10 protein-coding genes are annotated in these 12,436 nt (G+C 45.1%); 8 read left to right on the top strand and 2 right to left on the bottom strand.

Annotation, left to right across the window (positions count from 1 at the left end; genetic code table 11):
* The first annotated feature begins 93 nt into the window (after positions 1-93).
* Positions 94-933, top strand: a complete 840-nt coding sequence (locus tag BQ9856_RS04285) for a LicD family protein (RefSeq protein WP_077610034.1) — start codon at positions 94-96, stop codon at positions 931-933.
* 250 nt (positions 934-1,183) lie between these two features.
* Here BQ9856_RS04285 and BQ9856_RS04280 read toward each other — a convergent pair whose 3' ends face one another.
* Entirely contained in the window at positions 1,184-2,707 is a 1,524-nt protein-coding gene (locus tag BQ9856_RS04280) for a BCCT family transporter (protein WP_077609862.1), read from the bottom strand.
* 180 nt (positions 2,708-2,887) lie between these two features.
* Here BQ9856_RS04280 and BQ9856_RS04275 point away from each other — a divergent pair, with 180 nt between their 5' ends.
* Positions 2,888-3,502 (top strand): hypothetical protein, encoded by a 615-nt coding sequence (locus BQ9856_RS04275; RefSeq protein WP_077609861.1) that lies wholly within the window; start codon positions 2,888-2,890, stop codon positions 3,500-3,502.
* A gap of 99 nt (positions 3,503-3,601) precedes the next feature.
* On the opposite strand, the gene BQ9856_RS04270 is transcribed toward BQ9856_RS04275, so the two are convergent.
* Positions 3,602-4,585: a zinc dependent phospholipase C family protein gene (locus tag BQ9856_RS04270; RefSeq protein ID WP_077609860.1), complete on the bottom strand. Its 984-nt coding sequence runs from the start codon at positions 4,583-4,585 to the stop codon at positions 3,602-3,604.
* Between the two features lie 148 nt (positions 4,586-4,733).
* Between BQ9856_RS04270 and BQ9856_RS04265 the strand changes: the two genes are divergently transcribed.
* From BQ9856_RS04265 to iolE, 6 genes are all read left to right on the top strand, one after another.
* Positions 4,734-6,083, top strand: coding sequence for an alanine/glycine:cation symporter family protein (locus BQ9856_RS04265; protein WP_077609859.1), 1,350 nt, complete (start codon positions 4,734-4,736; stop codon positions 6,081-6,083).
* Between the two features lie 71 nt (positions 6,084-6,154).
* The gene (locus BQ9856_RS04260; RefSeq protein WP_077610033.1) at positions 6,155-7,183 is read left to right on the top strand and encodes a LacI family DNA-binding transcriptional regulator; all 1,029 of its coding nucleotides are present in this window, start codon (positions 6,155-6,157) and stop codon (positions 7,181-7,183) included.
* A gap of 310 nt (positions 7,184-7,493) precedes the next feature.
* A complete protein-coding gene (locus BQ9856_RS04255; protein WP_077609858.1) occupies positions 7,494-8,498 on the top strand; it encodes a Gfo/Idh/MocA family protein in 1,005 nt (334 codons plus the stop codon).
* A 32-nt stretch (positions 8,499-8,530) separates the two neighbouring features.
* Positions 8,531-9,364 (top strand): sugar phosphate isomerase/epimerase family protein, encoded by an 834-nt coding sequence (locus tag BQ9856_RS04250; RefSeq protein ID WP_077609857.1) that lies wholly within the window; start codon positions 8,531-8,533, stop codon positions 9,362-9,364.
* A gap of 65 nt (positions 9,365-9,429) precedes the next feature.
* Positions 9,430-11,532: a cytidylate kinase family protein gene (locus BQ9856_RS04245; protein ID WP_235839113.1), complete on the top strand. Its 2,103-nt coding sequence runs from the start codon at positions 9,430-9,432 to the stop codon at positions 11,530-11,532.
* A complete protein-coding gene (gene iolE / locus BQ9856_RS04240; protein ID WP_077609855.1) occupies positions 11,522-12,418 on the top strand; it encodes a myo-inosose-2 dehydratase in 897 nt (298 codons plus the stop codon). The genes BQ9856_RS04245 and iolE overlap by 11 nt, the downstream gene beginning before the upstream one ends.
* Positions 12,419-12,436: the final 18 nt, after the last annotated feature.

Raw genomic sequence — 12,436 nt, 5'->3', positions numbered from 1 at the left:
TATGCCCAAGAAGCGTGGGCAGGAAAGAGGAAACACCCTGCGGGTATACCTTTATGCCCAAAAGGCGTGGGCAGGAAAGAGGAAACTTCGAAAATGGAACAATATGATTTAACAGAAGTGCATCAGGCTAATCTGGCTGTTTTAAAGGAAATCGACCGGATCTGCCGGAAATACAAGATCAAATATCTTCTGGATGCAGGAACCCTTTTGGGAGCGGTAAGGCATAGGGGCTTTATCCCATGGGACGATGATGCGGATGTGGCATTTACCCGTTCCAATTATGATGCTTTTTTAAAGGTAGTGCGCCGGGAGCTTCCCGAGGAAATGGAGCTGCTGGAACCCGGGGATTTGAAAGGCGGAAAGGCTTTTTATGACTTTACGGCCAGGATCATTTATAAAAAAAGCCGGACCCATGAGGATTCGGAAGAGATGCGGTTCTACGAAGGGAAGTTAAACCATCTTTGGGTGGATTTATTCACCATTGATGAACTTCCTGAGAATAAGGCAGCTTCCACCATTACCCTGCTTCTCCATACGGTGATCTATGGCCTGGCTATGGGGCACCGCTATAAGCTGGATTTTAAGAAATATAGTATGACCAATAAGATATGTGTAAGCATTTTGGCCTATATTGGCAAACTGATTCCGATGAAAACGCTGAGAAAGCTGCAGCATGTGGCAGCGGTCAAGGACCGGAAGGGCAGGAGCGGCCTTCGGTACTACAGCAATTACCAACCGGATTATCTTTATGTAACTCTTAAAAAGGAATGGTGCGAAGAGACGATAGACCTGGATTTTGAGGATACCAGGCTGATGGCTCCCAGGGGCTGGCATGAGGTGCTCACCTGGATTTATGGGGATTATAAGAAACTCCCTCCGGAAGAAAAGCGGGTTCCCAGCCATTCCAGTACGGAAATAGAGGTTTTTCGTTAAAAAGGCCGGACAGAAGCTGATTTAGGGAGCTTCCGTCCGGCCTTTTTAGTATGTTCCGAATATCTGAATTTCAGGTTAATAAATAAAAGTGCCATCACCGTTACGCCCAAAAAACAGGTAAATGGAATATCCCCTTCGTTCATCTGTTACGGCATTCTCATAGTTTTCAGGTAAATACTTCGAATCGAATGCGATATTTTCCTCTTTTATGAATTGTAAAAAAATATATACGATCTTATTTTCCTCTTATTTATTGCTGCCCCAAATATTCCTTCGCGTCTTTGAAGAAGCTGAAAATAATAAGCAGAATGATAATTCCTATGGGAAATGCTGCAATGATGGATACGGTCTGCAGATTGGCCATGGAATTTTCAGAGAAAATCAGGGCAATGGGAAAGAGCATCAGCAGCAGGGCCCAGAACAGCTTTACGTGTTTATCAGGCTCTGCGTCCTCAGGAAGCTCCTTATAGGAATAGGAGGCTGCTACCAGAGTTAATGCATCAAAGGACGTAGCGTAAAAGGCTACCATGGTAACTGCTAAAAGGAGCAGTCCCAGCTTTGCGAATGGCAGAGTATTAAGGATTGCCATAATCGTCTGATAAAGGTCCCCTGTTGCGGCGTAAATACCCATCACGTCCAGGACTCCCTTGGTCTGCAGGGCAAGGCTGTAGTTTCCTAATATAATAAAGGAAGTGAAGGTACCCGAAAGACCAAAGATATATCCGCCGAGTATGGTCTGCTTAATGGTGCGTCCCTTACTGATGGTTCCGATAAAGAAAGGGGTCGCTACACACCATACCATCCAATAAGCCCAGTAAAAGATGGTCCAGTTCTGCGGAAAGGAAGAGGTCCTTAGGGCATCGGTCCATGTGGACAGGGCGATGAAGTTCTGCGCCATGTTTCCCACCGCCGTAATTCCGGTTTCAATGGTATATCTGGCTTCTCCGCCGCCAATCAGTACGTAAAGGAGCAGTCCGAAAAACAGATAGGTACAGGAAGCTGCCAGCTTGGCAATCCCTTTCATGCCGAAATAAACCGTGACGGTATAAACAATGCAGATAATAACCAGGATGGCTATGGTCAATAGTCTGGATTCCGGCAGACCGGTTACCTTGCTGATTGCCATGGAAAGGAGAGGAGTCGCCAGAGAAAATGTGGTAGCAGTACCGGCCAGCAGGGCAAATACTGCAATTAAGTCAATGAACTTTCCGCCAAGACTATCCACATATTTTCCAAGAAGAGGCCGGCAGGCTTCCGAATATTTCTGCTTGGTACGTTTCTTAACATGGAGCATGAAACCAAATGCAACGGCTAATACCATGTAAAAGCTCCAGGGAATGGGGCCCCAATGGAACAGCGGATAAGTGGACGCCCAGTCCTGCATGGTTCCCATATCTGCAATGTGGGACTCTCCTGCATAAAGAATCCATTCGCAAAGAGAGTAGAAAAGAATATCCGCAGCAAGGCCGGCCGTGAACATCATAGTACCCCATTTGAAATTTGAGAATTGGGGTTTTTCTGAGTTCCCGAGCCTGATGGTACCATATTTGGAAAAGGCTATGTAAAGGGAGCACAGAAATGTAAAAAGTCCGATAATAAGATAGTAGCTTCCCAGCTCATCCCCCAGGAATGACCGGATTGCAGCCAGTGTATCCGCAGACTGGCCGGGGTTTATAATAAAAACAAGACATAAGAGGACGATGCTCACGAAAGGAATCAGCGTTGTCATCCAGTCCAGCTTTTTTATCAAAGTCTTTTTGTCATTGCGGTCCATGTAATGTTACCTCCTAATGGTGTTCAAAAATGTTTGTATAATATTAATATTGAACATAATACCACGGATATCCAGAAAATGCAAGAAATAAATGTGAAGATTTTCTGACATTTTGCTGAAACCACTACAAAAAAGTCTTTCCATCCGATATAATGTTAGATGTTCAATAAGGAGGAAATTATGATGAAGAACAAAGTGTTCGTGATATGTGCAATGTCAGCATTGCTGTTAACTGGCTGCACAGAAAGCCACATCCTTAGTTCAGGAGGCCCTGCAGAGCCGGTTTTTGAAACGCAGCAGGGAATTGTTCTGGACTGGACTCAGATTGGAAATGATATGGACGAGGAATTTGTTGACAACGAGGAATATCCTATGGCGTTAAGCGTCAATTACAGCCTGGATCCGGAGAAGAAAGCCATAGATTTGACGTTGATGGTAAAAGATGGAACCTCACCGGAGGAAGCAGTAGAATTTGCCAATGCTGCGGTACGGTATTTAAATGATGAGGCTGCTATGCAGGATTTTTCCTTTGAGAAATCAAGCGATACCTCTTATGGCGGATTTTTTAAGGATTATGATTTGCATCTGATCGTAATGCCGGACTATACGATGAAAGAAGAAAAGTACTGGCTTGTGGATATGGATATTCCCAAGGGTTCCGATGAAAAGATCGTTCCAAAGGAAGGAGCCGTCGTGAAGGAGAGTACGGCAGAGGATCAGGGAGATGATGGGTCACAGCCGGAGGAGGGAACCGAAGAAGCGGAACAGACAGAAGAGGTGAAATCAGCCAGCTAAGGCTTTTACATAAGTGCAGAGAAAAAGAAACATGACCGGGGAATTGACGCGAAGTCAATCCCCGTTCATGTTTCTTTTTTATCCTGAGAGCCACCTGTCCTAATCCGTATCAACCGCCAGCCCGCTGTGGAAAGAATAATTGCCGAGTTCTTTTAAAAGCTTGTTATGATCCAGGCTTTTTAAGGGAACCGGCGAGGTGAGTTCTTCGTTCAGAAGGAAGAACACATCGCTGCATTTCCCCATGGTAAGGTGAAAAAGCTCCGGGAATGAGGCCTGGGATGCAAGGCGGCGGTTCCAGGGATTGCACCAGGTTTCATGATTTAAGTTCATGGTAGAAACCGGGTCAGGGGGGATGTCGGTTATCAGCTTCCGCGAGGCGAAGGGCGTCCGCAGAAAAAGGGATTCCACAAATTCTATGCTGTTTTTCTTGCGGCTGGAGGGATCGGCAAGGGTCCGGCAGCCTAAACGCATTGCCAGAATGGAGCGGGATACCATCTTGGAGTTTACGCGGAAATTGTTCCGGTAATTTAAGGGGTAATAAGCTTCATTGATGCATACAGACAAAAAGCCGGAGATAAACTGCATCTCCTGACCGTTTAAACAGATGGTGGCAGCCTGATTGAACTGGGATGGCTTTTTCTTCTTATATTTCATCAGAAGCAATGCATCAATATCGTTTTCCAGCATGGCATGAAGTCCGTGATGATAGTTTCCGGAATTTTTAACATCGTAATCAATCCTGCCGTATACATATGGATGGCAGATGGAATCTCCCATATAGTGGCAGAAATAGCCGCTCATATAGGAAATGGCCTGCTCGCGCTGCTGCTTGGATTCTATCTGGGATAAGTGATTTAAGCAGGAGACAAAAAAATCATGTACGTGGTTTTCGTGCATATAGGACCCCACATTCCGGTAGTCCCGGTGGCGGAGAATGGGTATGTTGTAAAAAAATATATCCGGGCCCTGAAGACCGAGCTGATAAAGCCAGCGGTATTTGGAGATGATACGTTTTAGAGGATTGTTTGGCATATCGTTAAAAACCCTGACTCCTAACAGATAGTGGGTGGTAAAACCGGGCATATTGTTCACCTCTCATTTTTTTTGATACAGTTTCATGTAATTTGATTATACCATAGGATATTTTATTTTGTATAAAAATCATTGGAAATTTTCATACTATCCGGCCAGTACGAATAAGTGTTAAGGAGAGCGTACAGGAGCTGATCCTATGATACATAGCATACATGAATTGGTTTGGGGACCGTGGCTTTTGGTTCTGTTTCTTGGAATCGGGATCATTTATACGGTAAAATCAGGATTTTTTCAGGTCAGGAAGCTGCCTTACTGGTGGAAGCAGACCATTGGAAGCATACACGAGGATGCGGAAGAAGACAAAGGGGAAGTAACGAAATTCCAAACCGCATGCACGGCTCTGGCAGCCACCATTGGGACCGGAAATATCGTCGGAGTTGCCACGGCGCTGACAGCCGGCGGGCCGGGAGCCATATTCTGGATGTGGGTATCCGCCGTGATCGGTATGATGACAGGCTATGCGGAGACCATGCTCGGGATCCGCTACCGTTACCGGGATAAAAACGGAGCCTGGATCTGCGGTCCCATGGTATATTTGGAGCATGGGCTTAAGCTGCCCGGACTTGGCATGTTGTACAGCTTTTTTTGTATTATGGTTTCTCTTGGAATGGGGAGCATGGTCCAGTCCAATTCTATTGCAGAAACTTTGGAATATACCTTTGGCCTCCCGTCTGTTCCCATCGGTGTCCTGTTAACGGGAATCGTATTTCTGGTTGTACTGGGAGGAATCGGAAGGATCGCGTTTGTTTCCGAACGGCTGATTCCTCTGTCGGCAGGCATTTATATGCTGTTCTCCATGGTTGTCATTATGTCCTGTTATGATAGGATCCCGTATATTTTTCAATGCATTTTTCAGGATGCCTTCCGGCCGGTATCCGTCTTTTCCGGAGCAGCCGGGTACGGAATCAGCAGAAGCCTGCAATATGGCGTGTCCCGGGGCGTGTTTTCCCATGAAGCAGGACTTGGGAGCATGGCAGTTCTGCATGGTGCCGCAGAGGATACCACACCGGAAAAGCAGGGAATGTGGGCCATGTTTGAGGTGTTTTTCGATACCATTTTAATCTGTACCATGACTGCGTTTGTGATCCTGTGCATGACGGAAGGGGATGCGGCCGGTTCCGGCTATGATGGGGCAGCTCTGACTGCCTACTGCTTTTCCAGGCGCTTAGGCGCTCTTGGACAGTTTGTGGTATCGGGCGCCATGCTGGTTTTTGCCTTTGCAACCATCATTGCCTGGTACTATCTGGGTCGTCAGGCGGCCGTGTACCTGGCGGAGAGTTTAAAGAAGCGGAACGCCCTTTCCCTCTTGCAGCGGATTCTGAGAGGAAAGGTGTATACCTTCCTTTACCTGGGAGCCGTGTTCCTTGGCTGTCTTGCAAAGCTGGAGACTGTATGGGAGCTTTCCGATATCTGGAATGGGCTGATGGCAATTCCCAATATTACAGCTCTGATATTTTTAATGAAAGAGGTGACCTTTCCGGAATAACCGGAAGCGTTGCACGGGATAAAATTTTCATGTATAATGAATTACATGGGAATGAAAAGGAGAAAGTGAAAATGGCCGTAACGTTACAGCAGATTGCAGAAAAAGCAGGGGTTTCGAGAGGAACCGTAGACAGAGCTTTAAATAACAGAGGCAGGATCCGTCCGGAAGTGGCGGAGAATATCCGGGAGATCGCAAGACAGATGGGGTACCAGCCGAACAAAGCAGGAAGAGCTATGGCTATGGCAAAAAAGGGACTGAAGATCGCTGTCATTGCGCAATCGGCTGAAACTCCTTTTATGAAAGGGGTAATAAAGGGGATTGAGGTGGCCAAAACCGAGGTGGAGGGCCTTGGGGGAACGTTGGAAATCCATAAAATAAAAGGAATTGATGCGGGCAGGGTGATAAACATTATGGAGAAGCTCCGAAAAAAGGAGTTTCATGCAATTGCTCTGATGCCTTCGGATGACCAGTTGCTTAGAAGGACCATTGACAAGTTTGTCCAGGAATATGGAATCCCTATTGTAACCTTTAACGCAGATCTGGAAGATACAAAAAGAATCTGTTTTGTGGGGCAGGATGCGATACAAAGCGGACGGGCGGCAGCCGGCCTTCTGGGGGAGATTGTCGGGGAATCGGGGAAAGTGTGCATTCTTTCGGGGAATGAGAACAATAAAGCTTTAAATAACCGTTTGGCGGGATTTGCAGGGGAAATGAAAGATAAATTTCCTGAAATAGAAGTACTGGAGCCAAGGTATACTTATGATGATGACTGGGTCGCAGAAAAAATCATGGAAGAAATTCTGGAGAATCATTGTGATTTGAAAGGAGTATATATTACCGGGCATGGAGAGAAGGGCGTTTGTGAGTGTCTCCGGAAGAAGAAGTTAAATCTGAAAATAAAAGTGGTGGCAAATGACCTGGTAAAGGAGAATCTTCCTTATCTTGAAAATGGGAGCATTAACTTTCTCATAGGACAGGATCCCTTTGCGCAGGGGTTTGAACCGACAATGATCTTATACAGGCTGTTATTTGAAGGCATTAAGCCCGAAAAGGAACTGCAGTATACGGACATTGTCATAAAAACAAAATATAATATATAGGATCCCGGAAACTCTTTGAATTTGCATTTAAAGAGTTTTTTTGCGTTCAAGTGCACGCAAGCGCGACAGGAAAAAATGCGTTAAGGAAGCATGGAATTCCGGATCCAAATCTATGGAAATAATTAAAACAACAAAGAAAAGTTGGCAAATGGAAATAAAAAACATAATATGACAAATGAAATATGGCAATAATTACCAAAAATATTGCAGTAAAATTGGAGATTTTGCGAATTGCGTTCACGTGCACGCGAATGATATAATACGTATACTAAAATGCAGTACCAAAAACTAGGAAAATGGAGGAAAACAGATGTTAAGAGTAGGTATGATCGGATGCGGCGGAATGGGGCGCGACCACATTAAGAGGTTAACAAACAAAATCCAGGGAGCGGAAGTTGTGGCAGTTACGGACGTATCCGGGGAAAATGCAAAAGCTGCGGCAGCTTTATGCGGAGCTAAAATTTATAAGGAGGGGAAAGATTTGATCAACGCTCCGGAAGTAGACGCAGTATTTATCGTATCTCCGGGGTTTGCTCATATAGAGCACCTTCTTATGGCGATTGAGGCAGGGAAAAGAGTATTTTGTGAGAAGCCGTTATGTACAACGGCGGAGGACTGTTTAAAGGTAGTAAAGGCAGAGGAGGCTTCCGGAAAGCATCTGATCCAGCTTGGATTCATGAGACGTTATGACAGAGGTTACCGTCAGGTAAAGGCAGCGCTTCAGTCGGGGGAGTACGGGGAGCCGCTGATGCTGCACTGCACACACCGGAATCCGGAAGTGGGAACCGGTTATACCACTCCCATGGCAGTTCATGATACCGCCATTCATGAAATTGATGTGCTTCACTGGCTGGTAGATGATGAATATGAATCCGTTCAGGTTATCATGCCGAGAGTGACGAAATATTCCCACAGCAAATTGAATGATCCGCAGATTATGCTGATGCGCACCAAAAAAGGAGTTTGCATTGATGTTGAGGTGTTTGTGAACTGCAAGTTCGGGTATGACATTAACTGTGAAGCGGTGTGTGAAGACGGAGCGATTCAAATGGCAGTTCCGAATTATCCGGTTATCCGTAAGGATGCAAAGCTGTCCACCACCATTGATACCGATTGCTTTGTAAGATTTGAAGATGCCTACGACGAGGAAGTGCAGGACTGGGTTGACAGCGCTTCTAAGGGGATTATTACAGGTCCTACCGCATGGGATGGTTATCTTGCAGCCGTAACAGCGGATGCGCTGGTAAAGGCACAGGAGACAGGCGGAATAGAACCTGTTGTGACAGAAGTAGAAAAACCGGATTTTTATAAATAAAAAACAATGATGTTAAAATGGAGGAAAAAAATATGAAAATTGGATTTAACGAAGCGACAGCATTGGAATGTAAAGGTCAGTCTCTCATTGCAGATCTTGAAATGTGTGAGAAGTATGGGTTTGATTACATAGAAATCCGTTTTGACTGCATCAGGGATTACTTAAAGGAACATTCCCTGGAAGAGCTTTCCGGCTGGTTTAAAAATCATCACTTAAAACCCTGGGCATACAACACCCTTATCTTTTTTAATCAAAGGGATAAGGCAGGGGAAAAGGAAATCGATGATGAAGTGGATTTTATCATGGAAGTATCTAAGGCGATCGGAATGAAAATGCTTATCACGGTCCCGTCTTTTGATGTCAAAAACAAAACAGTGCCGGAGATCAAGGCTGAGGCAGTGGCCAGGCTGCAGTATCTGGCAGATAAAGTGGGATCGGATATGAAGATATCCCTTGAATTCTGCGGTGCGCCTAATTGCTCGATCAACCAGTTCGGAACGGCCTATGATGTTGTAAAAGCGGTTAACCGTGACAATGTAGGAGTAACGGTGGATACATTCCATTTCCATGAAATGTGTTCCAGATTAGAAGATTTGGAAAAAGCTGACGGAAAGAAAATTTTTGCATATCACTTGAATGACTGTGAAGACCTTCCGTTAGGTTCCTGCGGGGATGATAAGAGATTATGGCCGGGAGAGGGCGTTGTTGATCATGGGGGGATCGCAGCAGCACTAAGGAAGATCGGTTTTGACGGCGTATGTACGATTGAAGAATTCCGTCCTGAGTACTATAAGCTTTCTCATGAAGAAAATGTGAAAAAAGCAGCTCAGGTGACCAGGGAATTTGTTAAAAAATATTTCGGGTGACAGAAGAAGGAATATTTTAAACAGAAGGTATAACGTTCTTTATGAGCGGTGGAAGGAGGCTTTTTTTGATAAGGGGCACAATAGCAGAGATTCTGAATTTCAAACAGAAGAATAAAGATATGAATGAGTTCATTCAGGTTCCGGTACCGGAAAAGCTTGCGTATTGTTTCGGGGATCCGGCACTGACATTAATGTATACAATGACAACAACACTCCTGATTTATTTCTACACAAATGTAGCCGGTATTTCTGTTGGCACAGTGGGAATGATCATGCTTGTATCCCGTGTGTTTGACGGGTTCTCGGATGTGTTGATGGGGACTGTCATTGACAGAACTCATTCAAAATACGGGAAAGCCAGAATCTGGATCCTGCGCCTGGCAATTCCCTATGCGCTGGCGGCGATCCTTTTGTTTACGATGCCGGCTATAGGGGATATGGGCAAGGCGGTCTATGCTTTTGTTACATATAACATTATGAATACAGTGGTCTATACGGCGATCAGTCAGCCGTTTCATGCTCTGGGTTCGCTGATGAGCCGGGACAGAAGAGAGCGGGATATAATCTGTAATATCAGAATGGTGCTTTCTATTACGGCGAGTATGATTATTACGGCGTTTACCCTGCCGCTTATTAATCTGGTGGCTGAGAAAACGGGAAACAAGCAGATGGCGTGGATCCTTGTAACGGCAGTGTACGCGGTAATCTCTGTTTTTGTACTGATTAATACGTATGTTACCTGTACGGAGCGGGTTCAGGCGGATAAGAAGGAAAGAAAGGAAAAGTCGGATATTCCGTTTTTAACCGCATTTAAGGCGACGGTAACGAACCGGTATTTTTTAATTGCATTGGGATTAATGATTTTCTATACGGCATATCAGATTATTATCGGTACGGATTTGACCTATTACTGCCAATATGTATTAAATGATGTGGATCTGGTGATGCCTCTTTCCGCATCTGAAAAGGTAGCTACGATTATCGGAATCGCTCTTTTGCCTAAGGCATTGCCGAGGTTTGGAAAAAGAAATTTAATCTGTGCGGGCTGTCTGCTTGGAATTGCCGGTCAGTTCCTGTTTCTTTTTAATATTACGAGCATTCCCCTGGGGGTGGTGACCTGTATCATGAGAGGACTTGGAATCGCGCCTTTTTACGGTGTGCAGTATTCTTTGCCAAGTGATGCGATTGAGTATGGCCACTGGAAGACAGGAATCCGGGTAGAAGGCCTGATGTTTTCTTCTATGAGCATGGGACAGAAGGCAGGCAGCGGACTTACCTCAGCGATCATGGGAGCGGTTCTCTCAATGGCTGCCTTTGATGGAATAAAAGCAACTGCAGCCGAACAAACCGTGGCAGCGGTTTCTGTGATTAAAGGATTTTATTTATATGTTCCGATCGCAATCTGGATCATCATGTTTTTTATTGCAGCCTGCTACAAGCTGGATAAGGTATATGACAGGATGATGCGGGAGCTGGTGGCAAGAGAAGGAAAAACGGTTCCTGAGAATGGACCGGAAAAGGAAGCTTTCTTAAGAAACAGTAACCGTGTTAATGTCGCCATAGGCCGGCTCTATGGAAGCAGCGGAAGAAGGGTTGCGGAAGAAACTGCCAAGGCTTTGGGCTGCCGGGTATATGACCGTCAGATTATTTGTCTGATGGCAGAAAAGCTAGGAATGGAAACGGCCAATCTGGAAGAGGTGGAAAAGTATCTTAACTATGACGGTATGAATGAGAAGGTGACATTTTCTCCATATTCTTATTCCGTTTCGGGCGCAGCCAAGGATTACAGCGATCTGGAAATTTTTGAAAAGCAAAGTCAGCTGATATTAAGCATTGCGCAGAAATGTCCGGGAGTGTTCCTTGGGAGATGTGCTAATTTCGTGTTATCTGATATGCCTCATACGTATTCCTTCTTTATTTATGCCGATGATGAATACAGAAAGCAGGAAGGAAAAGAGTACTATCAGGGACAGAGCCTGGAAGAGCTGAAAAAAAGAGATGAGCAGAGAAATGAGTATTACCACAGGTTCACGGGAATGGACCGGCATGACCCGGAAAACTATGATCTGGTTATCAATGTATCCAAGACCGGAGTTGATGGTGCAGTACAAATGATATTATCCTATATTGGAGAAAAGGAAAAAGAAGGTGAAGAGGATGTTAAATAAGAATAAAGTAAAACTGGGGATTGCTCCAATTGCATGGACCAATGATGATATGCCGGATCTGGGAAAGGAAAATACCTTCGAGCAATGCGTCAGTGAAATGGCTCTTGCCGGATTTACAGGATCGGAGATAGGCGGAAAATATCCGGCTGATGTAAGCATCTTAAAAAAAGCCCTGGATTTGCGCGGGATCCGGATATGCAATTGCTGGTTTTCTTCCTTTCTGATTTCAAAGCCATTTGAAGAAACGGAAAAAGAATTTATCCGGCAAATTGATTTTTTGAAAGCAATGGGAGCAAAAGTGATCGGAGTGTCCGAGCAAAGCTATAGCATTCAAGGCAATTTGAACCAGCCTGTATGGGAAGGCAAATACGTGATGAGTGAGAAGGAGTGGAAGCTGCTGGCCCAGGGCCTTAACAAGCTGGGAAAAGCAGCAAAAGATAAGGGCATGACCCTTACCTTTCATCATCATATGGGGACTGTCGTGCAGACGGAAGAGGAAATTGACCGTTTTATGCAGGAAGTAAATCCCGAATTCGTATCCCTGCTCTTTGACAGCGGTCACTTATCTTTTGCCGGTGTGGATCCGGTAAGGGTATTAAAAAAATATGCTGACCGTGTAAGACATGTGCATTTAAAAGATATCCGAAAGAAAATGGTGGAAAAATCAGCAAAAGAAAGATGGAGTTTCTTACGGGGTGTCAGAGAGGGAGTCTTTACGGTGCCCGGTGATGGAGATGTGGATTTTGAACCGATTTTCCGTGTCCTGGAAGAAGCGGATTATGAAGGATATGTAGTGGTGGAAGCGGAACAGGATCCGGCCGTTGCCAATCCGCTGGAGTACGCAATCAAGGCAAGAAAGTATATTGCCGAAAAAACAGGACTCTAAATGAAGTATAAAGGAAGC

Source organism: Clostridium sp. Marseille-P2415, from assembly GCF_900155545.1.
In the GTDB taxonomy this organism is placed as follows: Bacteria; Bacillota; Clostridia; order Lachnospirales; family Lachnospiraceae; genus Lacrimispora.
The sequence above is the reverse complement of the archived record's forward strand: the minus strand, read 5'-3'. Positions and strand labels throughout refer to the sequence as shown.

What these genes read in the sequence shown, in the direction of transcription:
- BQ9856_RS04285 (WP_077610034.1), top strand. Translation starts at nt 94, where the DNA reads ATGGAACAATATGATTTAACAGAAGTGCATCAGGCTAATCTGGCTGTT.
- BQ9856_RS04280 (WP_077609862.1), bottom strand. Translation starts at nt 2,707, where the DNA reads ATGGACCGCAATGACAAAAAGACTTTGATAAAAAAGCTGGACTGGATG.
- BQ9856_RS04275 (WP_077609861.1), top strand. Translation starts at nt 2,888, where the DNA reads ATGATGAAGAACAAAGTGTTCGTGATATGTGCAATGTCAGCATTGCTG.
- BQ9856_RS04270 (WP_077609860.1), bottom strand. Translation starts at nt 4,585, where the DNA reads ATGCCCGGTTTTACCACCCACTATCTGTTAGGAGTCAGGGTTTTTAAC.
- BQ9856_RS04265 (WP_077609859.1), top strand. Translation starts at nt 4,734, where the DNA reads ATGATACATAGCATACATGAATTGGTTTGGGGACCGTGGCTTTTGGTT.
- BQ9856_RS04260 (WP_077610033.1), top strand. Translation starts at nt 6,155, where the DNA reads ATGGCCGTAACGTTACAGCAGATTGCAGAAAAAGCAGGGGTTTCGAGA.
- BQ9856_RS04255 (WP_077609858.1), top strand. Translation starts at nt 7,494, where the DNA reads ATGTTAAGAGTAGGTATGATCGGATGCGGCGGAATGGGGCGCGACCAC.
- BQ9856_RS04250 (WP_077609857.1), top strand. Translation starts at nt 8,531, where the DNA reads ATGAAAATTGGATTTAACGAAGCGACAGCATTGGAATGTAAAGGTCAG.
- iolE (WP_077609855.1), top strand. Translation starts at nt 11,522, where the DNA reads ATGTTAAATAAGAATAAAGTAAAACTGGGGATTGCTCCAATTGCATGG.